Source organism: Streptomyces hebeiensis (assembly GCF_052983195.1).
In genome coordinates this window covers 131129-158073 of record NZ_CM129812.1, presented here as the reverse complement: position 1 = coordinate 158073, position 26945 = coordinate 131129, and the positions used below count along the sequence as shown (strand labels likewise).

24 protein-coding genes and 1 pseudogene are annotated in these 26945 nt (G+C 74.3%); 9 read left to right on the top strand and 16 right to left on the bottom strand.

Annotated features, from left to right (window positions below):
- Positions 1 to 31: 31 nt before the first annotated feature.
- Both ACU6P3_RS00655 and ACU6P3_RS00650 read left to right on the top strand, forming a co-directional pair.
- The gene (locus tag ACU6P3_RS00655; RefSeq protein WP_447195405.1) at positions 32 to 580 is read left to right on the top strand and encodes a flavin reductase family protein; all 549 of its coding nucleotides are present in this window, start codon (positions 32 to 34) and stop codon (positions 578 to 580) included.
- 75 nt (positions 581 to 655) lie between these two features.
- On the top strand, positions 656 to 1093 hold the full coding sequence (locus ACU6P3_RS00650) for a pyridoxamine 5'-phosphate oxidase family protein (RefSeq protein WP_447195404.1): 438 nt from the start codon (positions 656 to 658) through the stop codon (positions 1091 to 1093).
- A gap of 21 nt (positions 1094 to 1114) precedes the next feature.
- Here ACU6P3_RS00650 and ACU6P3_RS00645 read toward each other — a convergent pair whose 3' ends face one another.
- Both ACU6P3_RS00645 and ACU6P3_RS00640 read right to left on the bottom strand, forming a co-directional pair.
- Positions 1115 to 1744 (bottom strand): chloramphenicol phosphotransferase CPT family protein, encoded by a 630-nt coding sequence (locus ACU6P3_RS00645; RefSeq protein ID WP_447195403.1) that lies wholly within the window; start codon positions 1742 to 1744, stop codon positions 1115 to 1117.
- Between the two features lie 137 nt (positions 1745 to 1881).
- The gene (locus ACU6P3_RS00640; RefSeq protein ID WP_447195402.1) at positions 1882 to 2907 is read right to left on the bottom strand and encodes an alpha/beta fold hydrolase; all 1026 of its coding nucleotides are present in this window, start codon (positions 2905 to 2907) and stop codon (positions 1882 to 1884) included.
- Between the two features lie 320 nt (positions 2908 to 3227).
- Between ACU6P3_RS00640 and ACU6P3_RS00635 the strand changes: the two genes are divergently transcribed.
- Positions 3228 to 3614 carry a VOC family protein gene (locus ACU6P3_RS00635; RefSeq protein ID WP_030742798.1) on the top strand — a complete coding sequence of 129 codons (387 nt, stop codon included), beginning with the start codon at positions 3228 to 3230 and terminating at the stop codon, positions 3612 to 3614.
- Between the two features lie 100 nt (positions 3615 to 3714).
- Here ACU6P3_RS00635 and ACU6P3_RS00630 read toward each other — a convergent pair whose 3' ends face one another.
- Positions 3715 to 4743 carry a LacI family DNA-binding transcriptional regulator gene (locus ACU6P3_RS00630; protein WP_447195401.1) on the bottom strand — a complete coding sequence of 343 codons (1029 nt, stop codon included), beginning with the start codon at positions 4741 to 4743 and terminating at the stop codon, positions 3715 to 3717.
- 339 nt (positions 4744 to 5082) lie between these two features.
- Between ACU6P3_RS00630 and ACU6P3_RS00625 the strand changes: the two genes are divergently transcribed.
- Positions 5083 to 6531 (top strand): GH1 family beta-glucosidase, encoded by a 1449-nt coding sequence (locus tag ACU6P3_RS00625; protein WP_447198167.1) that lies wholly within the window; start codon positions 5083 to 5085, stop codon positions 6529 to 6531.
- 120 nt (positions 6532 to 6651) lie between these two features.
- Positions 6652 to 7482, top strand: a complete 831-nt coding sequence (locus ACU6P3_RS00620; protein ID WP_447195400.1) for an aldo/keto reductase — start codon at positions 6652 to 6654, stop codon at positions 7480 to 7482.
- A 163-nt stretch (positions 7483 to 7645) separates the two neighbouring features.
- Here ACU6P3_RS00620 and hypE read toward each other — a convergent pair whose 3' ends face one another.
- The 5 genes and pseudogenes from hypE to hypB form a co-directional block, all read right to left on the bottom strand.
- Positions 7646 to 8635 (bottom strand): hydrogenase expression/formation protein HypE, encoded by a 990-nt coding sequence (gene hypE, locus ACU6P3_RS00615; protein ID WP_447198166.1) that lies wholly within the window; start codon positions 8633 to 8635, stop codon positions 7646 to 7648.
- Between the two features lie 121 nt (positions 8636 to 8756).
- A complete protein-coding gene (gene hypD, locus ACU6P3_RS00610) occupies positions 8757 to 9953 on the bottom strand; it encodes a hydrogenase formation protein HypD (RefSeq protein ID WP_447195399.1) in 1197 nt (398 codons plus the stop codon).
- Positions 9954 to 10072: 119 nt separating this feature from the next.
- Positions 10073 to 10345: pseudogene (locus ACU6P3_RS00605) on the bottom strand (HypC/HybG/HupF family hydrogenase formation chaperone); the annotation flags it as partial.
- Positions 10346 to 10456: 111 nt separating this feature from the next.
- Entirely contained in the window at positions 10457 to 12862 is a 2406-nt protein-coding gene (gene hypF, locus ACU6P3_RS00600) for a carbamoyltransferase HypF (RefSeq protein WP_447195398.1), read from the bottom strand.
- Positions 12859 to 13794, bottom strand: coding sequence for a hydrogenase nickel incorporation protein HypB (hypB, locus tag ACU6P3_RS00595; protein WP_447195397.1), 936 nt, complete (start codon positions 13792 to 13794; stop codon positions 12859 to 12861). The genes hypF and hypB overlap by 4 nt, the downstream gene beginning before the upstream one ends.
- A 496-nt stretch (positions 13795 to 14290) precedes the next feature.
- Between hypB and ACU6P3_RS00590 the strand changes: the two genes are divergently transcribed.
- Entirely contained in the window at positions 14291 to 14704 is a 414-nt protein-coding gene (locus tag ACU6P3_RS00590; RefSeq protein WP_344281845.1) for a helix-turn-helix transcriptional regulator, read from the top strand.
- Between the two features lie 80 nt (positions 14705 to 14784).
- Here the strand turns inward: ACU6P3_RS00590 and ACU6P3_RS00585 are convergent, their stop codons facing one another.
- Complete coding sequence (locus ACU6P3_RS00585; RefSeq protein ID WP_447195396.1) at positions 14785 to 15360, bottom strand: hydrogenase maturation protease; 576 nt, start codon at positions 15358 to 15360, stop codon at positions 14785 to 14787.
- Positions 15361 to 15862: 502 nt separating this feature from the next.
- Between ACU6P3_RS00585 and mptB the strand changes: the two genes are divergently transcribed.
- Complete coding sequence (gene mptB / locus ACU6P3_RS00580; RefSeq protein ID WP_447198165.1) at positions 15863 to 17311, top strand: polyprenol phosphomannose-dependent alpha 1,6 mannosyltransferase MptB; 1449 nt, start codon at positions 15863 to 15865, stop codon at positions 17309 to 17311.
- The gene (locus tag ACU6P3_RS00575) at positions 17308 to 18582 is read left to right on the top strand and encodes a glycosyltransferase 87 family protein (protein ID WP_447195395.1); all 1275 of its coding nucleotides are present in this window, start codon (positions 17308 to 17310) and stop codon (positions 18580 to 18582) included. The genes mptB and ACU6P3_RS00575 overlap by 4 nt, the downstream gene beginning before the upstream one ends.
- Here ACU6P3_RS00575 and ACU6P3_RS00570 read toward each other — a convergent pair.
- The gene (locus ACU6P3_RS00570) at positions 18536 to 19711 is read right to left on the bottom strand and encodes a PP2C family protein-serine/threonine phosphatase (protein WP_447198164.1); all 1176 of its coding nucleotides are present in this window, start codon (positions 19709 to 19711) and stop codon (positions 18536 to 18538) included. The genes ACU6P3_RS00575 and ACU6P3_RS00570 overlap by 47 nt on opposite strands.
- A 304-nt stretch (positions 19712 to 20015) precedes the next feature.
- Between ACU6P3_RS00570 and ACU6P3_RS00565 the strand changes: the two genes are divergently transcribed.
- Positions 20016 to 20783 (top strand): DUF4232 domain-containing protein, encoded by a 768-nt coding sequence (locus ACU6P3_RS00565; protein ID WP_447195394.1) that lies wholly within the window; start codon positions 20016 to 20018, stop codon positions 20781 to 20783.
- A gap of 188 nt (positions 20784 to 20971) precedes the next feature.
- Here ACU6P3_RS00565 and ACU6P3_RS00560 read toward each other — a convergent pair whose 3' ends face one another.
- The 6 genes from ACU6P3_RS00560 to ACU6P3_RS00535 form a co-directional block, all read right to left on the bottom strand.
- Complete coding sequence (locus tag ACU6P3_RS00560) at positions 20972 to 21673, bottom strand: NADPH-dependent F420 reductase (RefSeq protein ID WP_447195393.1); 702 nt, start codon at positions 21671 to 21673, stop codon at positions 20972 to 20974.
- A 101-nt stretch (positions 21674 to 21774) separates the two neighbouring features.
- Positions 21775 to 23073: a sialidase family protein gene (locus ACU6P3_RS00555; protein ID WP_447195392.1), complete on the bottom strand. Its 1299-nt coding sequence runs from the start codon at positions 23071 to 23073 to the stop codon at positions 21775 to 21777.
- Between the two features lie 92 nt (positions 23074 to 23165).
- A complete protein-coding gene (locus tag ACU6P3_RS00550) occupies positions 23166 to 24146 on the bottom strand; it encodes an aldo/keto reductase (protein WP_344281866.1) in 981 nt (326 codons plus the stop codon).
- Positions 24143 to 25021, bottom strand: coding sequence for an ATP-binding cassette domain-containing protein (locus ACU6P3_RS00545; protein ID WP_447195391.1), 879 nt, complete (start codon positions 25019 to 25021; stop codon positions 24143 to 24145). Before ACU6P3_RS00545 ends, ACU6P3_RS00550 begins: the two co-directional genes overlap by 4 nt.
- Positions 25018 to 25956: an ABC transporter ATP-binding protein gene (locus ACU6P3_RS00540; protein ID WP_447195390.1), complete on the bottom strand. Its 939-nt coding sequence runs from the start codon at positions 25954 to 25956 to the stop codon at positions 25018 to 25020. Before ACU6P3_RS00540 ends, ACU6P3_RS00545 begins: the two co-directional genes overlap by 4 nt.
- A complete protein-coding gene (locus ACU6P3_RS00535) occupies positions 25953 to 26942 on the bottom strand; it encodes an ABC transporter permease (RefSeq protein WP_447195389.1) in 990 nt (329 codons plus the stop codon). The genes ACU6P3_RS00540 and ACU6P3_RS00535 overlap by 4 nt, the downstream gene beginning before the upstream one ends.
- Positions 26943 to 26945: the final 3 nt, after the last annotated feature.

The following is a 26945-nucleotide window of genomic DNA, read 5'->3' as shown; positions in this document are numbered from 1 at the left end:
GTCACGGCCCACCGATCTCGGCGGAACAGACATGACCACTCGAACGAAGGGAAGCGGCATGACCGTGTCCACCGAACGCCCCAGCACCGTCACCCCCGGCGGAGCAGACATACTGCGCCGCACCCTGCGACGGCACGCGGCCGGAGTCACCGTGATCACAGTCCCGGGCCCGGCCGGTTTCACCGCGACCTCGTTCACCTCCGTCTCCCTCGAACCCGCGCTGGTCTCCTTCTACCTCGCAGCGACGGCCTCCACGGCGCGTGCCGTGAGCGCCGCGGACCGGTTCGCCGTCCATGTTCTGGGGGCGGAACACGCCGCGATCGCGCGGCAGTTCGCGCGCAGCGGCATCGACCGTTTCGGCGGGGTCGGGTGGACGGAGAGCCACGACGGACTGCCCGTCCTGAACGGCGTACCGGCCTGGCTGACCGCCCGGGTGACACTGCGCCAGCGCGTCGGCGACCACTTCCTGGTGGTCGGCGAGGTCGACACCGGCGGTGGTCACGGCGACGGCCACGCGCTGGTGCACCACGACGGTGCCTTTGCCACGGCGGTGCCCCTGCCGCTCCACGAGAGCGGCTGACGCGTCGCGCCGGAATCGGGCGTCGTAGGACCAAAGGCGGTGGGCAGCGGTCGTCGAGGGGAGGACCATGAGCGTGTGCCGAATCCGGACTTCGACATCGACTCCTTCCTCAGCGCTCCGCTCACCGCGCGCATCGCGACGAACGGCCCGACCGTGCGCCCGGTCTGGTTCCTGTGGGAAGAGGGGGCCTTCTGGATCCTGACCGGGCCATGGGCAGCGCTGCACGACCGCGTCCGGGCCGACCCGCGGGTGTCCCTCGTGGTCGACGTGTGCGATGTCCCCGCCGGCCATGTCCGGCAGGTCATCGCTCGCGGGTCAGCCGAACTCGTCCCCTTTGACGTACCACGAGGAAGGCGCAAGTTGGCTCGCTACCTGGGGCCCGACGAATCCCGCTGGGACCCGCGCTTCGTCCGCTACCTGCACGACGACCCTCGGCAGCGAGGAACGACGTGGTTACGGCTGGTGCCCGCGTCGCTCGTGGCTCGGGACCTGAGCTACGACCCCGGCCGGTGACACCGCTCCCCGGCGGGGCCCTCAGGGCGAGCCCGCACCGGGGCGAGGCAGGTCCGGTCCGTGAGCGGCGCGCAGACGGTCGAAGGCACTGCTTCCGGTCCTCCGCGCGAGGTGCCGCGCGATTCGCTCGGCACACGCGCGCGGGGTGAGCGACGAGGTGTCGCACTCGATGTCGTACAGGCCGTGCGCGTGGACGACGGGGAGCTGCGCCGCGGCCTGCCCGGCCTCGCGGTCCCCACGTGCCCGCTCGCGCCGGGCCAGTTCGGTCGGCGGGCAGTGCACGCCGACGAAGGTGACGTCGTGGCCGTCGAGCACGGTGAGCAGGTCCGGCAGCCGCCAGGGACGGCTCAACACCTGGTCGACGACCAGATGGTTGCCCGCCGCAGCCATGCCCGCGACCGCGCGGTGGAACCCGGCCTGCACCCGGTGGACCAGGACGTCGGCCGACGTGGCCCGGGCCGATGACGCGTCCGCGCCGGGGAGCATGCCGTAGAAGCGGTCGACGCTCATCAGCAGGTGCGGGTCGTCGAGAAGACGCACCAGTTCGTGGGCGATGCTGGTCTTGCCCGAGCTCGACGCTCCGTTGAGGAGAACGATACGGCCGGGGGAGACGCGGTGCTCGGGGGTCACCCCGGAACAGTATGCGGTCACCGAGCTGACGGTCGTCCCGGGCTCGCCGGCCCCGGAGCGTGCGGCCACGGTGCCGGCCGCGCCCGGTGGTGTACGGCAGCGCGGGACGAGGCGCCGGCCCGGCCCCCCATCCCGCGCGAGGGCGCCGGCCTGCTCGCTCAGCGCGCCCTGCGCCCGCCCTCGCCCGCGACGGCGGTGACGGCCGTCCCCAGGGACTCCGGCCTCGCGCAGTAGGGCAGTTCGTCCAGCGACCCGTCGGTGCAGAAGCGCGCCATGAGGTCGGCGAAGTCCTCCATGCGTTCCACCGGCGCCAGATGGTCGGTCTCCGCGATGGTCGTGAAGCGGGCCTCCGGCAGCGCCGAGGCCACCTCGCGGCCCATCTCGGGCGTACACAGCGTGTCGTACTCGCCGGTGACCACCAGGCTCGGTACGGCGGGCACGGGCTCGGGCCGGTACCACTCGTGGCGCATCAGCCGGGTGTTGTGCTCCGCCGACTTCCGCAGCTGGTCGGGGTTCTGCCCGGCGATCTGCCGGTAGACGAGGCGGGAGACCGCCGCGTGCTTGCGCACCGGTCCGGTGCCGGGCGGAGACATGAAGCGGTCCGCCAGCTCGCGGGCGATGGTCTCGGTCTCACCGCGCTCGATCATGACGGCCCAGCGTTCCATGGCCGCCGCGTAGTCCGCGGGGATCCGCGTGGTCATGCCGACCAGCATCAGCCGTGCGAGCGACGCCGGGTAGTGCTGGGCGAAGCGCATCCCCACGGCGCCGCCGTAGCAGGCGGCGACCAGATTGACCCGCTCCACCCCGAGCTCCCGCAGGAGGTGCGCGACGGCCGCGGCGAGGAAGTCGACCCCGTAGTGGGCGGGCAGGAAGTCGGCGGTCCCGTAACCGGGCAGGTCGACCGTGATCACCTGGGCCTTCGGCCTCAGCCACTTCTCGTGCCGTACCCACGAAAGGCGGTCCTGGGAGGAGCCGCCCAGCAGCAGAATCGGTTCGGTCACCGGGCAGCCCGTGTTCGCGACGCGGCACGTGTAGCGGAAGCCGTCGAAGGTGAGGTCGCGCTCCTCGACCCGGCCGCCCCGCTCGCTTCCGCTGTCCTCGGCCGACTGCTCGGGAATCTCCGGGACCACAGGGCGGGAACGACGTGATGTCTGGTCCTGGGTGAGGATGGCGTCGAGGAACATGGGGACTCCAGAGCTGCGGAACGGGCATGAGCTCTCCTGCCTAGCACTTGGTCCCCATTCGGTCCGTATCGCTCACCCGATCGTGGGCGCGTCGTGCCGGGCGTTCCGTCGGGGCATTCGACACTCGTTCAACGGGGGCAATGGGCGGGGACCGACCTCATCGGTCGGCTCGTCCTCGTCCTCGGCGGCCGCTCGGGAGTCCTTCGAACCGACGGAGGTGGACACGTTCGCCCCCGCCGCGTGAGAGTGGACGGCATGCCTGAGGGATGGCCAGGAAGAGCGCCGACAGACCGGGCGACGGCCGGAGAGGTGAGGGACGGATGACCGACCGACCGAGGATGACGCTGACCGGCGCGGTGCTCGACGCGCCGGACGCGGCCGAGTTGGCCCGCTTCTACCGTCGGCTCCTCGGCTGGACGGTGACCCAGGAGGAGCCGGACTGGGTGAAGCTCACCCCACCGGACGGCGGTGCCGGGCTCGCGTTCCAGTCGGAACCCGCGTACGCACGGCCCGTCTGGCCGTCGGGGCCGGACACCCAGCAGATGATGATCCACCTCGACATCGAGGTGGCGGAGCTGGACACGGCCGTCGCGTACGCGGTGGAACTGGGCGCGGTCCTCCACGACGTCCAGCCCCAGGACGACGTGCGGGTCTGCCTCGACCCGGCCGGTCACCCCTTCTGCTTCTGGACGCCGACACCCGCGTGACCCGACCGGGCGCGCCGGGGCGCGCGGGTCCGGCCCGCCGCCCCGCGGCGAGGTCCGGGCGCGCCCCGGTCGCCGCCGGAGTCCTGCCGGGGGCCGCGACTCAGGTGGTCTCCCGGCAGGTGAGCGTGGTCGACAGCGTCAGATGGCGGCGCGGCAGGGCGGGATCCTTGATCTCGTCCAGCAGCAGCCGGGTGATGGTGCGCCCGATGTCCTCGCTGGGCTGGCCGACACTCGTCAGGGGCGGCACCGTGTGCCGCGCGACGATCGAGTCGTCGAAGCCGATGACCGCCACGTCCTCGGGCACCCGCCGCCCGTGCTCGCGCAGTTCCGTCAGCGCGCCCGCGGCCATCACGTCGGACGCGGCGAACACCGCGTCGAGGTCCGGGCGGCGTCCGAGCAGGTCACGCATGGCGGCCCGGCCGCCCTCCTCGGTGAAGTCGGCCGTGGCGACCAGCGACTCGTCCGGCCGGACGAGTCGCTCGACGTGGGCGTCGCGCCATCCCTGGAGCCGGCTGTGGCCGACGTCCATGTCGAGCGGCCCGGTGATGGTCGCGATGGCGGTGCGCCCCCGGTCGAGCAGATGCCGTACGGCACCGGCCGCGCCGCCCAGGTTGTCGGCGTGGACATGGCTCAGCGGCTCGACCGGGGTGCGCCGGCCCGCCAGGACGGTCGGTATCCGCAGCTCCTCCAGGAGCGCGGGCAGCGGATCGTCCTGGCGCACCGACACCAGCAGCACACCGTCGACCCGGTGCGCCCCGACGAAACGGGTCAGCCGACGCAGCTCGCGTTCGTCGCGCACGAGAATCAGCAGCAACTGCATGTCGGTCTCGGCCAGTTCCGTGCTCACCCCGCGGATCACGGCGGAGAAGTACGGTTCCGAGGCCAGCCGGCTCTCCGACTCGGGGATGACCAGCGCGATGCTGTCGGTCCGGCTGGTGACCAGGGATCGGGCGGCCGGATTCGGTACGTAGTTGAGTTCGGCGACCGCCGCCTCCACCGCGGCCCTGGCCTTCGCGCTGACGCCCGGCGCGCCGTTGACGACCCGTGAGACCGTCCCCCTGCCCACGCCCGCACGCTGGGCGACGGCTTCCAGGGTCGGTGGCCGGCCCGGCCGGTTGCGGCTGCTCATGACGTCTCCTGCCTGTCGTTCCTGGGGTTCGCACCGCGTCCACCAGGAGATTGTGCGTGGCCGGCGGGGTACGGGCACGTCGGGTCCGGATACCGAGGCGGCCGGGCCGGCGGACACCGTTCGATCCGGCCTCTGCTCTTGACACGGGCCGTGCCTCTTGCGGAAAGTCGTGCACAGCCTATTGGGAGCGCTCCCAGATTGTCTCCCGCCGTCCCTCGGCTCCCGGACACCCTCCACCGACTCCCAGCCACCGTCCACCCGCCCCGGCACCCACCGTGCCCCCTCGCTCCGACCGTTCCCCTCGTACCGACCGCCCACTCCGGAAGGACCTCCGTGGCCATCTCAGAGACCAGCACCGGCCCCGCCCTGGACGACTCACCCGCGACCTCCCTCCGCTTCCCGCCGGACTTCCTCTGGGGCACGGCGACCGCCGCGTACCAGATCGAGGGAGCCGTGCACGAGGACGGCCGCACCCCCTCCATCTGGGACGTCTACTCCCGTACGCCGGGCAAGGTGCTGGGCGGCGACACCGGTGACGTCGCCACCGACCACTACCACCGCTGGCGCGAGGACATCGACATCATGTCCTCGCTGGGGGTCGGCGCCTACCGTTTCTCGGTGTCCTGGCCCCGGGTCCGGCCCACCGGCGGTGGGCAGGTCTCGCAGAGCGGGCTCGACTTCTACCGGCGGCTGGCCGACGGGCTGCTGGAGAAGGGCATCCAGCCGGTCGCCACCCTCTACCACTGGGACCTGCCCCAGCATCTGGAGGACGCCGGGGGCTGGCCCGCGCGTGAGACCGCGTACCGGTTCGCCGAGTACGCGGCCCTCGTCGCCGAAGCCCTCGGCGACCGCGTGCGGACCTGGACGACCCTCAACGAGCCGTGGTGCAGCGCCTTCCTCGGGTACGGCTCCGGAGTGCACGCCCCCGGCCGCACCGATCCCGCCGACGCGCTGCGCGCCGTCCACCACCTCAACCTCGGCCATGGGCTCGCCGTCCAGGCGCTGCGCGCCGCGCTGCCGGCCGGGACCCAGGTGTCGGTGACGCTCAATCTGCACCACGTACGGCCGTTGACCGCCGGTCCGGCGGACCGGGACGCCGTCCGTGCCATCGACGGCCTGGCGAACCGCGTCTTCACCGGACCCATGCTCGGCGGCGCGTACCCCGCCGACGTCCTCGAGGACACCGCGCGGATCGTCGACTGGTCCTCGCTCGTACGGGACGGTGACCTCGAGCTGATCCATCAGCCGCTGGACTTCCTCGGCATCAACTACTACTCGCCCACGCTGGTCGCCCACCATGACGGCCCGGCGCAGCACGGCTCCGACGGCCACGGCGCCAGCGACCACAGCCCCTGGCCCGGGGCGGACCACGTCGCCTTCCACCAGACGCCCGGCGAACGCACCGCCATGGGCTGGAGCATCGACGCCGACGGACTGTACGAACTGCTGACGCGGGTCCGGGACGACCACCCCGACCTGCCCTTGATGATCACCGAGAACGGCGCGGCCTTCGACGACACGGTGAACTCCGAGGGCGAGGTCCACGACCCGCGGCGGATCGCCTACCTCCGGGACCACCTCGCCGCCGTGCACCGCGCCGTCGCGGCGGGCGTGGACGTCCGCGGCTACTTCCTGTGGTCGCTGCTGGACAACTTCGAGTGGGGCTACGGCTACAGCCGCCGCTTCGGTGCGGTCTACGTGGACTACCCGACCCAGGACCGCGTCCTCAAGTCCAGCGCCCGCTGGTACGCGGACGTGGCCCGCACCGGCGTCCTGCCACCGCGGTGAGGCTCGGCGGACCGGCGCCTCCCCGGCGACGGCCCGCCTCCCCCGGGGGCCCGGTGGCGGGAAGCCGATCACGTCCTAGGCTGGTCGGACCGGACAGCCGGACGAAGAGAGGGAGACACCGTGACCAGCATCCCGCTGCACACGCTCAACGACGGCAGCACCCTGCCCGCGATCGGGCTCGGCACCTACCCGCTCGACGACTCCGAGGCCGAGGAGGCCGTCGCGGGCGCCCTGGAGCTCGGCTACCGGCTGATCGACTCGGCGACGAACTACCGCAACGAGACCGGCACCGGACGCGGTGTCGCCCGCAGCGGTGTGCCGCGCGAGGAGATCGTCGTCACCACCAAGCTGCCGGGCCGTCACCACGGGTACGAGGAGACGCTGGCGTCCTTCGAGGAGTCACGGTCGCGGCTCGGCCTGGACTACGTGGATCTCTACCTGATCCACTGGCCGCTGCCGCGGGTGGACAAGTACGTCGACTCCTGGCGGGCGATGATCAAGCTCCGGGACGAGGGTCTGGTCCGTTCCATCGGCGTCTCCAACTTCACCGCGGAGCACATCGACCGCCTCGAGGCGGAGACCGGGGTGCTGCCCTCGGTCAACCAGATCGAGCTGCACCCGGCCTTCCCCCAGGAGGAGGCGCGCGTCTTCCACGCCGCGAAGGGGGTCCGCACGGAGAGCTGGAGCCCGCTCGGCCGCGGGACGGAACTGCTGAAGGCCCCGGAGATCGGGGCGGTCGCCGAGGCCCATGGCGTGACCCCGGCCCAGGCCGTTCTGCGCTGGCACACCCAGCTCGGCTGCGTGCCCATCCCGAAGTCGGGCCACCCCGGCCGGCAGCGGGAGAACCTGGACATCTTCGGCTTCGTGCTGACCGAGGAGGAGATGGCCCGGGTCGCCGGGGTGGCGCGGGGCCGGATCGGGGGCGCTCCGGAGACGCACGAGGAGTTCTGATGCGAGCACCCGAGCACTGAGCACCTGAGCACTGAGCACTGAGCACCTGAGTGCCAAGCACCCGAGCGTCGGTGAACCGGTGAGGTGGCGGGGCGGCCCCGGTTCGGAGGCCGCCCGCGCACCGGTCGGTACAGCCCGTCCGGCGGACCACCGGCCAGGGCTCTCAGCAGATGCGCGGCAACTGCTCGCCGACCGGCACGTCCACCACCCGCGTGCCGCCCAGGCCCGTCCGCGCCACCACCGTTCCGGGGTGCTCGGCCACGCACGTACCGATCGCCACGGCCCCCGCGCCCAGGGGGTGCGCGTGCATCGCCGCGAGCACCGCGTCGGCTCGCGCCGGCGGTACGAACGCCACCAGCTTGCCCTCGTTGGCGACGTAGAGCGGATCGAGGCCGAGGAACGCGCAGGCGCCCGCGACCACGTCCGGCACCGGCAGCGACCGTTCCCGGAGACTGATGCCCACCCCGGCTGCCGACGCGATCTCGTTCAGAGAGGTCCCCAGGCCGCCCCGGGTCGGGTCGCGCAGCGCGTGCACGTCCGGGCAGGCGTCCAGCATCGCCTGGACGAGGGAGCCGAGCGGCGCGGTGTCGCTCCGCACCTCCCCGCCGAACTCCAGACCCTCGCGCACGCTCAGGACGGCGACACCGTGCTCCCCGAGAGGACCGCTCACGATGACGACGTCGCCGGGGGCCGCCCGCTCCGGGCGGATGTCCACCCCGTCCCGGACCAGCCCGATGCCCGCCGTGTTGACGAAGACGCCGTCCCCGTGGCCGGTGTCCACCACCTTGGTGTCACCGGTGGCGACCACCACGCCCGCCGCCCTGGCGGCGGCGCCGAGGGAGGCGGCCACCCGCCCGACCGTGGCCAGTTCCACGCCCTCCTCCAGGATGAAGGCGCACGACAGGAACGCGGCGGTGGCGCCCGCCATGGCCAGATCGTTCACCGTTCCGTTGACCGCGAGGTCGCCGATGGAGCCGCCGGGGAAGAACAGCGGGCGCACGACGTAGGAGTCGGTGGAGAACGCCAGCCGCGTTCCGCCCAGGGTGACGGTCGCCGAGTCGCCGAGCTGCGCCAGCACGTCGTTGCCGTAGGCGGGGGCGAAGAGATGACGCACCAGCTCGGCGGAGAGCTGACCGCCGCCGCCGTGCCCCATGACGACCGTCCGTTGGTCCCGCAGCGGGACGGGACAGGTCCAGGAGGCGGCGTCGGTGATGGTGGCGGCCGGGGCCCGAACCCGCGCCGCGGCGCCGTCCACCGTACGGATCGCGGTCGTCTCAGCCAACGGAGGTCACCTCCTCGGCCCGCTCGTTGGCGGCCCCGGTCGCGGATCCGGCGGTCCCGGTCGCCGTGCCGGTGGTGCCTCTCGCCGTGGCCGGACCCGGTTCGGCGAGCCGGCGGTACAGGAAGTAGGCGGCGCACGCGCCCTCACTGGAGACCATCGTCGCGCCGAGCGGGTTGCGCGGGGTGCACCGGGTACCGAACGCCTCGCACTCGTTCGGCTTGATCAGCCCCTGGAGGACCTCGCCGCTCCGGCACTCCGCCGGCTCCTCGGTCCGGATGTCCGTGACGGCGAAGCGGTGTTCCGCGTCGTACGCGCGGTACTTCGCCGAGAGCCGCCAGCCGCTCGCCGGAATCGTGCCGATCCCGCGCCAGGTGCGGTCCGTGACCTCGAAGACATCGCTGAGCATCGCCTTCGCGGCCGGACTCCCGTCCTGCCGCACGGCCCTCGGATAGGCGTTCTCCACCCGGTGCTCGCCGGCCTCCAACTGCCGTACGGTACGCCGGATGCCCTCCAGGATGTCCAGCGGCTCGAAGCCGGTGACCACGATCGGCACCCGGTGCCGGGCGGCGAGTTCGGGGTACTCGTCGAGCCCCATGACCGTACAGACGTGACCGGCGGCCAGGAACGCCTGCACCCGGCACACCGGGGAGTTCATGATGGCGTCGATCGCGGGCGGCACCCGCACGTGGGACACCAGCAGGCTGAAGTTCTCGATGCCGAGCGTTCTGGCCTGGTAGACCGTCATCGCGTTGGGCGGGGCGGTGGTCTCGAAACCCACCCCGAAGAACACCACCTGGCGGTCCGGGTGCTGCCGGGCGATGCCGAGGGCGTCGAGGGGGGAGTACACCACCCGGACGTCGGCCCCCTCGCTCTTGACCGTGAAGAGGTCCTTGCCGCTGCCCGGCACCCGCAGCATGTCGCCGAAGGAACAGAAGATCACATCCGGGCGGGACGCGATCTCCAGTGCCCTGTCGATGGTCTCGAGCGGGGTGACGCAGACCGGGCAGCCGGGGCCGTGGATCAGCTCGACACCGTCGGGGAGCAACTGGTCGATGCCGTGGCGGATGATCGAGTGGGTCTGGCCGCCGCACACCTCCATCAGCGCCCAGGGGCGGGTGACGGTGGCCCGGATGTCCGCGAAAAGGCGGTCGGCCAGTTCCGGGTCGCTGAACTCTTCGAGATACCTCATCGTCCGTTCTCCTCGCTCACGGCGACCGGTTCCGGCTCCGTCACCTCGACCTCGACCGCGGCCGGCGCCGCGCCGTGGAGCGGAGGGTCGGGGAAGGGGGCGGTCGTCGGGCGGCCGGCGCCCGCCTCGCGCGCCGCGCGCCCCCACGCGTCCCCGAACTCCTCCTCCAGCACGCCCAGGCTCCGGAACAGCTCCAGCGTCCGGCGCGCGGACGCCTCGTCCAGCCGTTGCAGGGCGAAGCCGACATGCACGATCGCGTAGTCACCCACCTCCATGTCCGGCACGTACTCCAGGCAGACGTCCTTGACGACGCCGCCGAAGTCGACCCGCGCCATCCGGGTCCCGTCCCGCTCCCCGATGTCCAGCACTCTGCCGGGCACAGCAAGGCACATCGCTCCTGTTCCTCCTCGTCTCGGCCGGTCCGGCCGGCCGCCACTCGGTCCCGCCACGGATCGGTCCGGTCGGTCCGGTCGGTCCGGCGGGTCTGATGGGTTCCGTCGGTTCTATCGGCTCTCCCGGTCCTGTCCGGCCGGCCGGCCGGCCGTGGTGCGCGCCGCCACCATCACCTGGCCGAGCGCCAGCCCGCCGTCGCCCGGTGGCACCTCGCGGTGGCGCAGCACGGTGAACCCGTCCTCCTCCAGGAACCGCGTACAGCCCTCGGCCAGCAGGGTGTTGAGGAACACCCCGCCGCTCAGCGCTACCGTCCCGAGTCCCGTACGGTCCCGGGCCCTCAGGCACACCTCGCGCACCAGGGAGACCACCGCGCCGTGGAAGCGCGCCGCCACCGTCCCCGCGTCCATGCCCGACCGCAGATCGGAGACCGCCGCGGCCAGCACCGGCCCCGGATTCACCGGCAGCGGACGGCTCCCGCCCGGCGGACCCGCCGGCAGGCCGAACCGGTAGGCACCGCGGCCGGGCAGCCCCCCGGCGGCCAGCGCCGCGTTCTCCAGCTCCATCGCCGCCTGAGCCTCGTACTCCACGTGGTGGCGGATCCCCACGAGCGAGGCCACGGCGTCGAACAGCCGCCCCATGCTGGAGGTGGGCACGCACGCCACGTTCCGTTCGAGCTGACGCTCCAGCAGCCGCAGTTCGCCCGGCCGGCACACGGCGACGCACGGCAGCTCCCCGGCCCAGGGCAGGCCCGCCGCCCACAGCTGGGACAGCGCCATCCGGTACGGACTGCGCACGGCCGCGTCACCGCCCGGCAGCGGGACGTAGGCCAGGTGCGCGAACCGCCGGAAGCCGTCGTAGTCCGCGAGCAGCACCTCGCCGCCCCACACCGCGCCGTCGTCGCCGTATCCCGTGCCGTCGAAGGCCACGCCGATCACCGGGGCCGAACCGTCCAGCCCGTGCTCGGCCATGGCGGCGGCCACATGCGCGTGATGGTGCTGCACCCGCCGTACGGGACGGCCCCCGGCCCGCTCCCGCGCCCAGCGAGCCGAGCGGTAGCCGGGATGCCGGTCGGCGACGAGCACCTCGGGCGTGACCGACGTCAGCGCCGAGAGATGACCGACGGCGGACTCGAAGGCCGTGCGCGTGGCGAGGTCGTCCATGTCCCCGACGTGCGCGGACAGCCACGCGCGGCGGCCCTCCGCCAGGCAGAAGACGTTCTTCAGGTCCCCGCCCACCGCGAGCACCGGGGCCACGGACAGCGGCAGGGGGAGCGGCAGCGGCGCGTACCCGCGCGAGCGGCGTACGGGCAGCTCCCGGCCCGCCGAGATCCGCACCACGGAGTCGTCGCACGGCACCCGCACCGGCCGGTCGTGGGTCAGCCAGGCGTCCGCGAGCCCGGCCAGCCGGACGAGCGCCTCCGCGTCGTCGGTGACGATCGGCTCACCCGAGCGATTTCCGCTCGTCATGACGAGCACGGCCGGGCCCGGCGGGTCCCCGGGCAGGCCCAACAGCAGGTGGTGCAGGGGCGTGTACGGCATCAGCACCCCGAGATCGGGGCTGCCGGGCGCGACCTCGTCGGCCACGAGCGAAGCGGCCCCCGGCCGCCGCCGCAGCAGGACGACGGGTCTGCGCCGGCCCAGCAGCAGCGCGCGCTCCTCGGCGCTCACCCGTGCGAGCCGCTCCACCGTCGCCATCGAACCGGCCATCACCGCGAAGGGCTTCCCGCCCCGGTCCTTGCGCCGGCGCAGCGCGGTCACGACGGCGGCGTTCGAGGCGTCACAGGCGAGGTGGTAGCCGCCGAGCCCCTTCACGGCGACGACAGCGCCCTCCGCCAGCAGCCGCCGGGCCCCGGCCAGCGCCTCCTCGCCCGACAGCCGGTCCCCGGCCGCCGCCGCGTCGGTGACCAGGGCCAGGACCGGACCGCAGGCGTGACACGCCACCGGCTGGGCGTGGAAGCGCCGGTCGGCGGGGTCCTCGTACTCGCGGGCGCAGTCCGCGCAGAGCGGGAAGCCCGCCATGGTCGTGCGTGCCCGGTCGTAGGGGAGTCCGGTGACCACCGTGAACCGGGGGCCGCAGTGTGTACAGCTGATGAAGGGGTGCCGGTGGCGGCGGTCGGCCGGGTCCGCCAGCTCCGCCAGACACGCGTCGCAGGTCGCCGTGTCGGGGGAGACGAGCGTGCGCCCCGCGCCGCCGGAGGAGGGCCGGATGGCGAATCCGCCGCCTCCGGTGGCGGGCACGGCCTGGTGCCGTACGGACTCCACCACGGCGAGCGGGGGCGCGTCGGCGGCCAGCCGGGCGCAGAACTCCGCCACGGCCGCCTCCCCTCCCTCCACCTCCGTCTCGACGCCGTCGGCGGTGTTGGTGACCCAGCCGGCCAGTCCCAGCTCCCCGGCGAGCGCATGGACGAACGGGCGGAAGCCGACGCCCTGCACCACGCCGCGCACGACGGCCCGGCGGCGCACCTGGCCGGCGGCGGGCGCGGCCGGGGCGGAGGTGCCGGTGACGGGCGCGCTCATGACGTCCGAGCCGCGCCGTCGCGCCCGGCGGGCGCCGGGCGGGCGGAGGGGCCGGGCCGGCTTTCGGAGGGGTGGTGGGCGTGCGCACGCCCATGTCCGTGGCTTCCGGGGCCGTCGTCGGGCCACGGCTCCCCGGGTTTCTCCTCGCCCGCGTGCGTGTGCGGGTGTGCGGGGTGCCCGGGACTGTCGTGGGTGTGCGGGTGCTCGTCGCCGGTGCCCTGGTGGGAGTGCGGTGCGTTCCGGTAGCGGTGGGCCAGCACCGGGTGGTGCACCGGCGCGCCCTCCGCGCGGGCCAGAACGTAGTCCAGCAACTCGTCCACGCCCGCGCCGGTCCTGGCCGATACCGACAGCACCGGCACGCCCGGATTCACCCGCTGGACGTTGCGGTGGAAGGCCGGCGCGTCGAACTCGACCGCGTCGGCGATATCGGTCTTGGTGACGACGACGAGATGGGCGAGTCCGAACGCCGTGGGGTACTTCAGCGGCTTGTCCTCGCCCTCGGTCACCGATCCCAGCACGATCCGCAGACTCTCCCCGAGGTCGTACGAGGCGGGGCACACCAGGTTGCCGACGTTCTCCACGAACAGCACGCGGGTGCCGGGCGGGAGCCAGCCGTCCAGATGTCCGCGCAGCATCCCGGCCTCCAGATGGCACAGCCCGTCGGTGAGCACCTGTTTCACGGGCGCCCCGGCGCGCGCCAGGCGCCGCGCGTCGTTCTCGGTGGCCAGATCGGCGGTCACCGCGGCGACGGCCGTGCCGGCGGCGACGGCGCGCGCGAGCAGCAGCTCCAGCAGCGCGGTCTTGCCGCTGCCGGGACTGGAGAGCAGGTTCACCTCCACCGTGCCGCGGGCGGCGAGGTGTTCGCGCAGCTGTCGGGCACTGCTGTCGTTCGTGGCCAGGACGGCCTGACGCAGATCGACCACTCGGCACATGGGAGGCCTCCTCGGGGATGTCCCGATCGTCACCGCCCGCCGGGCCCGCCGCATCCGAGCAGTCCGGCCGTCCGCCGGTCCGGACGGCGCGAACCCCAGGCCTCCGGCAACGGCGACCGCCCCGGCAACGGCCGGGTTCGCGGTGGACCCGGCCGCTGTCGCCGGCCATGCGTCGGGGCGGGGCGCGGCGCCGGGAGATCACTCACCCGGCGGCGGCCGTCATGGTGAGTACGGCCGCGCGCCTCGCCCATGGCCACCCCGTCGACGGGCTCCGCCGCCCGGGCCGCCACGGCCGCGCCCGTGCGCGCCGCCCGACTCCTCGGCCGCCGATGTCCCGTGCCGCGACGGGACAGACCTTGTCGGGAGGGGCACTGGCCCGCGCGGCACGGGCGCCGCCGTGTCCGGCGGGCGCCGTCCGTACCGGCTGGTTAGCGTGAGCCGAGCGGGGCGCCGCACCGTCGCCCGGACCCCCGGTCCCTGTCAGGAGATCGCCGCCATGCCGACGCACGACACCGAACGACGGGCGCTCATGCACCCGGTCATCCTGCTCCTCCTCGCCGAACGGCCGGGGCACGGGTACGAGCTGACCCAGCGGCTGGGCGCCTTCGGCTGGGCCGAGGCCGAGTCGGCCCACGTGTACCGGCTGCTGCGCGGCCTGGAGAAGGACGGCCGGATCTCCTCCCGGTGGCGGGCCTCGGCCTCCGGGCCCGCACGCCGGGTGTACGAGATCACCCCGGCCGGGTCGACGAGCCTGGCTCTGTGGTTCGTCCGGCTGGGCGAACTCCACACCACGCTGCACCAGTTCCTGGAGCGCTACATCCAGCTGAACGCGAACGGCGGGTCGGGGCGCGGTGTCGTCCCCGCCGTACGGTCGCTGCCCGAGGGGCCGTCGGCCGCCGGACCCGCCTGACGGCGGAACGGGCGGCGCGGGCCCGCGGCCGGACGGGCCCCGGGCCCCCGCGGCCCCGGGCTCACCGCCACCGGCCGGACTCACCCCGTGGTGGGCGCCGCCCCGGTGCGCGGCCGAGGGCCGCCGGTCGTTCCCGGCGGCCGGGTCACGAGGTCGAGGACCAGGTCGGCGGCGGGACCCACGGCAGCGGCCACCGGCGGGCTCAGCCCGATGCCCTCCGCGAAGGTGAGCGGCTGGCAGCCCACCACCAGAATCCGCTCGGGAAGGGTCCCGCCCACGCCCGCGTGCAGGTCGCGGAGCAGCCGCAGCACGGCCGCCGGATCCATGCCGTGCCCGTCCACGCGGGCCGGTTCACCGGCCGTCGTCGGTGCCGTACCGTCCAGACCGGCCTCGATCAGATGGACGGTGCCCGGGGCCGTGCCGCGGTCGACCGTGTCCACCAGTACGAGCCGGCACCAGCCGTCGAGCAGCCGGTAGGCGAGGTGGACCCCGCGGATGCCCGCGTCCATCAGCTCGACGTCCGGCGGCAGGGCCCGGCCGGCCAGCAGGCGGACCGTCTCCACCCCGAACCCGTCGTCGCCGAGGAAGACGTTGCCGATCCCCGCGACGAGGGTCTTCCCCGTACCGTCCGTCCGGTCCGTACCGTCCGACGGCATGTCAGGTCCCTCGCCCGATCGGGACGCCACCTTCGGACACCGGGGTCGCCGGGGCCATCGTCTCCTCCTCCTCGCCGGGGCCGGGCGTGCGTGAACGGGCGACCACCGCCCCGCGCGCGGCGGCACGCCGTCCCCCGCTTGCATACCCGGCGCGGACGCGCCAGGTACGTGCGGAACGTCCCTATGGACGCGCGGGAGGGGGCGTACGCGTCCGTGGTGGCGTCGGCCGATGGCAGAGCGGTGGCCACCGGGCCGTGATGTCGGTGTCGCCTCCTGGCCATCCCTCGCTGGAAACCTCTCCGGGGCAAGGGCCTGCCCGCCGGGATCAGGCCGGATCAGGGAGCGGGGCCGGCGGCGGGACGACGCCTCCCGGCTCGCGGGGCCGAGGGAGCAGCGCACGGTGCAGGGAGCCCACGCGGACCGTCCGCGCCCGGCGACGACGCGTCGGGACACCGTGGCGGGTTCCGCGAGCCCGGGGCGGTCAGGGCGACGGGCCCTGGCCCTGAACGCCGAGGTGACGCCCCGTCGGTGCCGGGTGCTGGGCCTCGTGGGCTCCGTCGCGCTCACGGCGGGAGGGCTCACCGCGGGCGCGCTGCCGGTACGGGACGCCCTGCTGCCCTCGTCGGGCCGGGCCGCGCTCGGGGTGCTGGGCGCCTACTTCGGGCTGGTGCTGCTGGTCGCCGCCTGGTGGTGGCTCGGCCGGTCGGTCCGCGGCCCGCGTCCGCCGGTCCCGCGCGAGCTGCTGGTGACGCTCGCGTTGTGGGCCGCGCCGCTGGTGCTCGGGCCGCCCCTGTTCAGCCGGGACGTCTACAGCTATCTGGCGCAAGGGGCGATGGCCGACGCGCGGATCGACGTCTACGCCCACGGGCCCGCGCGCCTCGGCGGCCCGCTCGCCACCGAGGTGGCACCCGTCTGGCAGCACACCCCGGCGCCGTACGGTCCGCTGTTCGTCGCCCTCGCGGCCAGGGCGGCGGGCCTCGCCCACACCGATCTGACCGCCGCGCTGCTGGGCATGCGGCTGGTCGCGCTGCTCGGCGTGGGACTGATGATCGCCTTTCTGCCGCCGCTCGCCGACCGGTGCGGCGTCGCCCGTCCGGCCGCGCTCTGGCTCGGTGCGCTCAACCCCCTGGTGCTGCTGCACCTGGTGGCGGGCGCCCACAACGACGCCCTCATGCTGGGCCTGCTCGGCGCCGGGCTGGTCACGGCGTACGGCGGCCTGCCGGTGGCCGCGGCCGTGCTCGTCACGTGCGCCGCGCTGGTGAAGGCGCCGGCCGCACTCGCCCTGCCGGTGGTCGCCGCGCTGTGGGCGCTCCGCCTGGCGGGAGCCGCCCGTACGCTGCGGGCCGCCGCGCTGACCGGCCTTGTCGCGCTGGCGACCACCGCCGTGGTGACCGCCATGACCGGGACCGGCTACGGCTGGCTCACCACGCTCACCACTCCCGTCTCCGCCGGCAACTGGTCCCTCACCAGTGGACTCGGCCGGCTGACCGGGGCCGTGCTGGCCGCCGTCGGCGGCGAGGGGCCGAGCGATCTGGCCCTGCCCGCCTGGCGCCGGCTCGGCCTCGCGACCACGGCCGTGATCGTGGTGGTGCTCTGGCGGCGCCGGGCGCGTATCGGCCCGGTGTACGCACTGGCCCTCGGCCTGCTCGCGCTCTTCGTGCTGGGACCGGCCTTCCGGCCGTGGTACGCGCTGTGGGGCCTGTTCCTGATCGCCGCCGCCGCGCCCGAGGGCCGGGTCCGGCGCTGGGCGGCGGTGGGCAGCGGCGTCCTCGCCCTGGGACTGCTGCCGAGCGGATACCCGCCCGACGCGGCGCAACTGACCCTCGCGGCGGGCGGTGGCGCGCTCGCGCTGCTGGCGCTGTGGTGGATGTTCCAGATGTCGGGCCAGGGTGCTCTCTCGGCCCGCACTCGGACCGGCGCGCGAGTCGCCCGTGCCGGGACGGGCGCATGAGCCGCCCGCGCGCGGACGGCTCATGCGGCCCGCGCCGCGCCGCTGCCCGCGTCCTCGAGGCCCCCGTCGGCCGGGTCGCCACCGCGTGCGCTCTTGTCGTGGCGAGTGCGGTCTTCCTCGTCACCGTCCCCCTGCACCGCGACTTCTTCGACGTCGCCGTCTACTACGGCACCGTCGACGACTGGGTCCACCACCGAGGGCGGATCTACGACTACCTCAAACCCGGCACCCACTACGGCTTCACCTACCCGCCGTTCGCCGCGGTGGCCATGCTGCCGATGGCCCTGGTCTCCTGGCCCGTCGCCGTCGCGATCAGCCTCGGCCTGAGCATCGCGGCCTCCGTACTGCTCCTGCGCTGGCTGGCCGGTCCGGTCGTGCGCCGTGCGGGCGGACGACGCTGGTTCGGCCTCACGGTGGCCGGCTGCCTGTTCGCGCTCTTCGAACCGGTCCGTGACACCTTCAGCTTCGGACAGGTCAACCTCCTGCTGGTCGCGCTCGTCTTCGCGGACGCCCGGCTGCTCGCCACCGGCCGCGGCCGGTACGCGGGCATCGGCATCGGCCTGGCGACTGCCGTCAAGCTCACGCCCGCGCTCTTCATCGGTTATCTGCTCGTCACCGGCCGCGCCCGGCAGGCGGGGCGGGCCGGGGCCACGGCCGTGGCGGCCACCCTGCTCGCCGCCGCGGTCGACCCCGGCGCCTCCCGGGTGTTCTGGACCGACGCGCTGTGGCACACGGACCGGATCGGTGCGCTCGGCTATGTCTCCAACCAGTCGCTGCAAGGCGTTCTCGCCCGGCTCCAGCCGGACCAGCCGAGCCGGGCGGTGTGGCTGGTCTGCGCCGTCGCCGTCCTCGGACTGTGGGCCTACCGGGCCCGCGCGGCCGTCCGCGACGGTGACGACCGCACCGGCTTCGCGCTGACCGGCCTCGCCGCCTGCCTGGTCTCCCCGGTGACCTGGGTCCATCACCTGGTCTGGGTGCTGCCCGCCCTGCTGGTGCTCGCGGACACGGCGCTGCGCGCCCGGGCCGTCAGCCGCGCGCCGCTGATGATCTGCGCCGGGCTGTACGTCCTGATGTGCAGCAGCGTCGTCTGGCTCTGGCACCGGCCGACCACGGACGCGGTCGCCTTCCTCGGCGCCAACGCCTATGTCTGGATCACCCTCGGGCTGCTGCTCGTACCGTGGTCGCCGTCCGGCCGGTCACGGACCGCGCCGGCCGGGGACGCCGTCACGGGCGGCGCGGGCGGAACGGACGGGGCGGGCGCCACTCGATGAACAGGAGCGTGGCATCGTCACGCAGCCGGTCGCCCTGCCGGTCCAGGATCGCGTGGATGATCCGGCGCAGAGCCTCGGGTGCCAGTTCGCCCGCGGCCGCTGCCCGGATGATGGAGTCCGTGAACCGTTCGACCCCGAACTCCTCACCGCCCTCCAGCCGGGCCTCGGTCACCCCGTCCGTGTAGAACAGCACCCGGTCACCTGGTTGCAGCGGGGTCTCGTACGCCGTCCGGGGCGCGTGGACGAGCTGGGCGGGCATGCCCATCGGCGGCTGCGCGGGCCGCTCCAGCGCGCCGTGCAGCACTTGCCGACGGCGGATCAGCAGCGGAGCCGGGTGGCCGCAGTTGCACCAGCGGAAGACACCGCTCGCCAGGTCGAGCTGCGCGACGACGCCGGTGCAGTACTGGTCCGGCAGCCACGCTCCGAGCGCCTCGTCGATGGTGCCGACGAGGTGCGGCAGGTCCGCGCCCGAGCGCCGGGCGTTGCGGCAGCCGGCCACGGCCACCGTGGTGGTCAGGCCGGAGGCCAGGTTGTGCCCCATCGCGTCGAAGAGCGCGGCATGCAGGGTGGACCGGGTCAGGGCGTGGTCGAAGGCGTCACCGCCGATGTGGTAAGCCGGTTCGAGCACCGCGGTGGAGATGGCCCGGTCGCCGCCGATGGTGCGGGGCGGCAGCAGCGAGCGCAGCAGCTCCGCGGGCAGGTCCATGGACTCGGTACGGGTGCGGCGGGCGAAGCTGTCGCTGTACGCGCGCTTGGAGGTGATCGCCATGGAGAGTGCGGACGCCATCATGCGACAGCGCCGCAGCCGTGCCGGATCGACCGACTCCATGGTCGCCTCCAGGATGCCGAGGCGCTCCGCCCCGTCCACGAGGGGCAGCCAGGCGACGAGCCCGCCGCCGGGCGCCTCCTCGATCCGCAGATCGAGCGTCCGGTACGTCAGCCCCGCCCCGGGGGAGCTGACGAGCAGGGGAGGCAGCCCGGGCGTCAGCGGCATCAGATGCCGCTGCTGGAGGTCGACCAGATAGATGACGACCCGCTGGACCCCGATCATGGCCGCGCACCGGTCCACGAGCGCCGGCAGCTCCATCGGAGCGGTGGTGTGCACCGTGCCGAGCAGCTCTTCGAGCATCTGTTCCCCGAGGCCGGGGGCGGTCGCCGACGCGGGGACGGGACCCGGACCGGCGCGGGAGCCGGGACCGACGCCGGGTGCGGCTCCCGAGCCGGGGCCGGGGTTTCCACACGTCATCGGTGGTCACCTCCTACCCAGCAGTCTCACACCACCACGGGAGTTCCGCGCAGGAGGAACGCGTGGTCGGACCGACCGCTTCCGGGCGCCACCGTCCGTAGGCAGCACCGCCCGCGTTCGCGGGTATACGTACGTCGGAAGCGCGGGACAGGGTCTTCCCGGCGACACCGATGGGCAGGTGGAACGAATGTCCGATCGTGACCAGACCTCCAGGAAGCAGCCCCCGGGCTCGGCCGGGACGGGCCGTGCCGGGCACGGCCCGTCCCGGCGCACGGGCCGCGTCACGGTGGCGGCGACGCTGCTGGCGGTCGCCCTGGCCGCATGCGGCAGCGGGGGCGGTGGTGGCGGGAGCGGCGGATCCGGCGAGGCCCCGTCGGCCGCCGCCGACGCCACGCCCACGGCTCCCGCCGCCACGGCCACGACGAGCGGCAACGGGGCACCGTCCGGAAGGCCGAGTGCCGCGCCGCCCGCCCCCGCACCGTCCGCGACGGCCACCGCCGGGGCCACCACCGCCACCGACCGGCCGGGCGCCGTCGGCGGGAAGTCCGCGGCGGCGGCGCGCTGCACGGCGGAGAACATGGGTCTGCGGCTGGGCCGCCCCGACGTGGGCGCGGGCAACATCCGCTACGACCTGATCCTCGTCAACAAGGGGCCGGCCGCCTGCGCGCTGAACGGTTACCCGGGGGTCTCCCTGCTGGCGGGCGACGGTGCCATGATCGGCGAGCCCGCGACCCGCGAGGGCGGCCGGACCGGCGCCGTGCGGCTGGCGCCCGGTGCGACCGCCGTGGTCACGCTGCACACGCTCAACAAGGGCATCAAGGGCGACTCCTGCTGGGCCAGGCCCAGCCTGCTGAAGATCTATCCGCCCGGTTCGCGGGACGCCATGACGCTCAGCACGTCGGAGCCGGTCGTCTGCGGGGACACCTTCACCGTGACAGCGGTCAGGGCGGGCTGAGGTCCGTCCGGCAGCCGCCCGGGCCCGCCGCCGGATCCGGCGCCGGGCCCGCTGCCGACCCGGTTGCCGGGCGGCCGTGGTGCGCGCCGCGCGCGCGTACGCCAACGGGACCCCGGCTGCCTCCCGGAGGGACATCGCCGGAGCCTCGTCCCGTACGCGGCGTCAGTCGGCCGTGTCAGCCGGCCGTGTCAGTGGCCCGCGGGACGGGTGGCCGCGGCCAGGGCCGTGCGCAGCGCCGCGGCGTCCGCGCTCGTTCCGGGATCGTCCGCCAAGATCCCGAGACCCTGCGGGTTCTTCGCGTACGGCACGACATAGGCCGGCGTGTCGCGCTGGAAACGCCAGCTCTCGGCCAGGCTGCCCGCGTCGACGGCGTCGAAGCCCAGCACGTCCAGCAACTCGGTGGCCGAGGCCTTGGCCTCGGGGGAGTCACCGGCGATCGGGAGAGCCGAGCGGTCGGGCGCCCCCGAGGGCCGGGCCAGCGCGGCCAGATGCTTGAAGAAGATGTTGTTGAACGCCTTGACGACCGAGGCGTCCGGCAGGTGCCGCTGGAGGAGTTCGCTCGTGGTCACGGCCTCCGCGTCCAGTTCGGCGATCCGGCCGTCGCGCTCGGGATAGTAGTTGTTCGTGTCCAGCACCACCTTGCCCGCCAGCGGCGCCACCGGCACCTGGCGGTAGTTCTTGAGCGGGACGGTCACCACGACCAGGTCGCCGGCGGCCGCGGCCTCCGCCGGCGTCGCCGCCCGCGCCCGCGGCCCCAGCTCCGCCACCAGCGAGGCGAGGGTCTCGGGGCCGCGTGAGTTGCTCAGTACGACGTCGAGGCCCGCGGCGACGCCGAGCCGCGCGAGCGTGCTGCCGATGTGTCCACTGCCGATCAGTCCGAGAGTGCTCATACCGTTGCCAGCCACCGGGCCCGGGCGGGTATTCCCGCCGCAAGCCCCGCATCAGCGGTTCCCGTGGGCGGGCCGGTGAGCGGCCCCGCCCACGGGCCCGCTCAGCGGGAGAGGTACCGGGCCGCCCACTCCGGTGCCAGGCGCACGTACGCGATGGAGTTCCGGTGGTGCGTGTACGCGACGTGCAGTGTTCCGTCGGTCGCGCGGGTGACGGTCGGGTAGGACAGCTCCCGGTTCAGGCCGTCCCGTGAGTTGTTGGTGAGGCAGTAGCCGTCTCCTGTCGCCAGGTCCCGGCGCACCGGCCAGGTCAGCCCGCCGTCCGCCGACACCGACAGGCTGAGCGGTGCGCGCGGCGCACCCCAGAAAGCGGCACTCGGCACGGCGGGGGCCACCGGGTCCGGCGCGGTCGCCGAACCCCCCGTCGCCGTGGAGCCGCCTGCCTCCGTGGAGTCGACCGCCTCCGTCGTCCGCGCCGGAGCCGCGTCGGCCAGACCCTCGTCGTCGATCTCGTCGTACAGCGATACGCGACGCGCGGTGGCGTCGGCGGCACTGCTCGGGTTGTGCGCCAGCGCGAGCCGGCCGTCGCCCAGCGGTACGAACTGCAACGAGGAGTTGTTGTTCGGTACCGGCAGGGCCCGCGGCACCGTCCAGGTCTCCCCGCCGTCGTGCGACGTACTGCTGTGCACGGCGTCCGCCCGGCGGCTGCGGAACAGCGCCAGCAGCGCCCCGTCCGCCCCCGCGTGGACGTTCATGTGCACCAGGCCGGTGGAGCCCGGCACCGGCCGCTCCCGCCAGCTGCGCCCCGCGTCGTCACTGACCAGCACCGCGCTGACGTCATGACCGCCGTCCCATGGCTGCCCCGGCACCCGGACACAGCGGAAGACCGGCAGCAGCCAGCGACCCGACTCCAGCACGGTGACCGGCTGGCGGACGAAGACGCCGCCCTCGGCCGTGGCAGGGAACAGCACCGTGGCGGGCCCCCAGGTCGCGCCGTTGTCCAGGCTGATCCGGCGCCGTACCTCGGCCGTGTCCTGGTGACCGGCGCGCTGCGCGGTGTGCAGCAGCCACAGCTCCCCGGACGGGGTGGGGAAGAGGACGGGGTTCTGCTCGGAGCACCCGGGATCGTCGGACAGCCGGACGGGGGCGGACCACGTGTCGCCGCCCGGGGCCAGCCGGGAGAACCACACGGAGATGTCCGCGACGCCCTCCTGCGTACCGCCGAACCAGACACAGCCGAGGTCACCGCCGGGCAGCACGGTCAGGTTCGCGGCGTGGTTCTGCGCCGTGCCCGGCGCGGTCAGCCGGGCCTCGGCCCGGCCCGGCTCACCGGGGTGCGGCCGGACGACACCGTCGGCGGCGACCGGGTCGGGCGGACCGGGCTCGGACAGCGGGTGGGGCATCGGCGTCGTCCCTTCGGGAGATGGTCGGAGAGATGTCACGAGGTGTCGCGCGAGGCCGGGCGGCGGCGGGGCGGGGGCGAGGGCGGGACGGCTCAGCGGTTGTACGCGGGCATCGGGCCGCGCAGCGCCGCGCCGACCTCGTCACAGGCCGCCGTCACCTCGGCCGGCAGCGGACCGGCGTGCGCCGCCTCGACATTGGCCCGCAGGTGCTCCGTACGCGAGCCGCCGAGCAGCAGCGCGTCGGTCGAGGGACGGTCCAGCAGCCAGCGCAGCGCCAGCTCGGTGAGCGGCATCCCCGCCTCGGCGGCGATCCGGGTGAGCCGGCCGACAGCGTCGAAGAGACGCTCGTCCCAGTAGCGCTCCCGGTACATCGCGGCCAGCCGGGAGTCGCCGAACCGGCCGGTGCCGGGCGCCTCCCCGAAATGGTGGCGGCCCGTCAGGAGCCCTCCGCCGAGCGGGTTGTAGACCATGGTCCGCAGCCCGGTGACCGCCGCGTACTCCACGTACTCCTCCTCGATCCGGCGCGCGAGGAGGTTGTGCAGCTGCTGGGCGACGACGGGCCGGGGCGCCCCCACCTCGTCGGCCGTCCGGCACAGGTCGGCGATCTGCCAGGCCGCGTAGTTGGAGACGCCGAGCGCCCGGACCTTGCCCTCCGCCACGAACTCGGCGACGGTGGCGAGGGTTTCGGCGACCGGCGTGGTCCGGTCCGGCTGGTGCAGGTAGAACAGGTCGACATGGTCGGTGCCCAGGCGCCGCAGGCTGCCCTCCAACGCGGCCCGCATCCCGGCCGCGGACAGCGGGGCGTGCTCACCCTGGTCGGGGTGGGGGATACCGGCCTTGGTCGCCAGCACCAGCCGGTCGCGGCGGCCGGGCAGCAGCGTGGCGAGGATGCGTTCGCTCTCGCCGCCCGCGTAACCGTTGGCCGTGTCGACGCCGGTCAGCCCCGCCTCCAGCGCCGTGTCGAGCATGGCGGCGGCGCCCGCCCGGTCGACGGTGTCGCCGAAGGTCATCGTCCCGAGGACCAGACGCGACAGCGGGAGGGGGACGTGGGGCAGGTCGAAGCCGGTGTTCACGAGCGAGTGCCTTCCGATGCGGTTGCGGTGGTGAGCAGGTGCCGGGGCTTCACGCCCCGGACGGTGGTGGGGTCGAGGGCGGCCCGGCGCAGCGCCCGGGTGTACTCCTCGGCCGGTGAGGCGAGCACGGCCTCGGTCGGGCCGCGCTCGACGACCCGGCCGGCGTGCATCACCACGACGTCGGTACTGATCTCCCGGACGACGCCGAGGTTGTGGGCGATGACGAGATAGGCGATGCCGCTCTCCGCCTGGAGCTCGCGCAGCAGCGTCAGCACCTGGGCCTGGACGGAGACGTCGAGGGCGGACGTCGCCTCGTCGCAGACCAGCAGCTCGGGCCGGGAGGCGAGCGCCCGGGCGATGCCGATGCGCTGCCGCTGGCCCCCGGAGAACTCGGGCGGCCGGCGGTGCAGCGCGCCGGAGGGCAGGCCGACCCGGTCGAGCAGCTCCGCCGCGCGCCGGGCGCGCTCGGCCCGCTCGCGGACGCCCGCGTGGCGCAGCGGCTCGGCCACGATCTCCTCGGCGGTCAGATGCGGGTCGAGCGAACCGTACGGGTCCTGGAAGACCATCTGTACCCGCCGGCGCAGCGGCCGCAGCCGTCGCTCGGGCAGGGCGGCGATGTCCGTGCCGTCCACGACGATCCGGCCCGAGGTGGGTTTCAGCAGCCGTACGAGCGCCCGGGCGAGGGTGGACTTCCCGCAGCCCGACTCGCCGACGACCGCGACCGAGCCGCCGCGCGGCACCGTGAGGCTCACCCGGTCCAGGGCGCGGAAGGGGCCGCGCGCCGTCGGGTACTCGACCACCAGGTCCTCGACGCTGAGGAAGGGCCGCTCCGCCGTCGTGGTGCCCGCGCCGTCCGCGGGCGTTGTGCCGGTCATGTGGCGGCTCCCCTCGGGGTGGTGGTGTCCCGGGCGCCGACCGCGCCGGGGTCGGTGGTGCCGGTGGTGTCGTTCTCGTCCCAGGGACCGAGCCGCGGCACGGCCGCGAGCAGCTGACGCGTGTACGGCTCGCGCGGCCGGTCCACGATCCGTTCGGCGGATCCCGACTCCACGAACCGGCCCTCCCTCATCACATGGATGCGGTCGGAGACGACCCGGGCCACCCCCAGGTCATGGGTGATCATCAGCACCCCCACGCCCTCCTTCTCCTGGAGTTCCATCAGCAGGTCCAGGACGCTCGCCTGCACGGTGGCGTCCAGCGCGGAGGTCGGTTCGTCGGCGACCAGCAGCCGGGGCCGCGCGGCGAGCGCGACGGCGATCAGCATGCGTTGCAGCATGCCCCCGGAGAACTGGTGCGGATACGCCTTCCAGCGGGTCTCGGGCTTCGGGATGCGGACCTGGGCGAGGAGTTCGACGCCCCGGTCCCTGACCTCCGTGCGGGACAGGCCGGGGTGGCGCAGCCGCAGCGCGTCCCCGAGCTGACGGCCGATCGTGTGCACGGGGCTGAGGGCCGTCATCGGGTCCTGCGGGATCAGCGACACGGTGTGGCCGCGCACCCGGCGCGCCGCGCCGGGGTCGGCCACGAGGTCCACACCCTGTACGCGGACCGAGCCGGACAGCACCGCGAGGCCCTCCGGCAGCAGCCGCAGGACGCCCATGGCGGTGGTGGACTTGCCGGATCCGGACTCGCCGATGAGCGTCACGGTCTCGCCCCGGTCCACGGTGAAGCTCACGCCGTCCACGGCACGGACCACGCCGTGTGCGGTGACGAGTTCGATCTGCAGGTCCTCGACGGCCAGCAGCGGGGCGGTGTCCCGCTCGGAGGCGGCCGGGGCGCCGGTGGGCCGCGGGGCGCGGCCGGTGTCCGTGGTCATGACCTGGAGGCTCCCTTCGTGACACGCGAGGCGAGGGTTCCACGCGGCACCCGGGCCCCGCGCGGCGCCCGCGCCGTACGGGTACGGTCGCGCAGTCCGTCGCCGACGAGGTTGACGCCCACCACCAGCAGGGCGATGACCAGGCCCGGCAGGGTGACCAGCCACCACGAGGTGGTGATGTAGTCCTGGCCGTCGGAGATGATCCGGCCCCAGGTAGCGAACGGCCGTTGGGGACCGGCGCCGAGGAAGCTCAGCGCGCTCTCCAGCAGCACGGCCTGGGCGAGCAGCAGCAGGACGACCAGGCTCGCCGGGCGGATGATGTTGGGGACGACATGCCGGCCGAGGATGGAGACGCCGCGCAGCCCGAGCACCCGGGCGGCGGCGACATACGGTTTCTCGCGTTCCACGAGGACGAGCGAGCGGGTGAGCCGCGCGACCTCCGGCCACTGCGCGACGGCGATCACACAGGTGATGACGGTGACCGACGGCCCGAACAGGGCGACCACGAGCAGCAGCATCATCAGCAGGGGCAGCGCGAGCTGCGCCTCCAGCAGCCGGGAGACGACCGCGTCGACCCAGCCGCCGAAGAACCCGGCCGCCGCGCCCGCCGCGATGCCGATCAGGCCGGAGACGAGGACCGCGAGCACACCGACCGTCAGGGAGACCTGGCCGCCGTGCAGGATCCGCGAGAGCAGGTCGCGGCCGAGCTGGTCGGTGCCGAACAGGTGGCCCTCGCTGAGCGGTGGCAGCCTGCGCCGGGACAGGTCCTGGGCGTCGGCGTCCGGCAGGGGCAGCAGCCCCGCCAGTGCGACGGGCAGGACGACGAGCGCGGTGCAGACCGTGCCGGCCCACAGCCGGAACCGGGCGCCGCGGCGCTGCCGGGTGGCCGTGGCACGGGCGAGGTCGCGGGCGGTGACGGCGCTGGGCCGGCCGCCGGGGGAGGTGGCGGAGGCGCCCGGATCGGCTCCGGACAGGGCGGTGGTCATGGT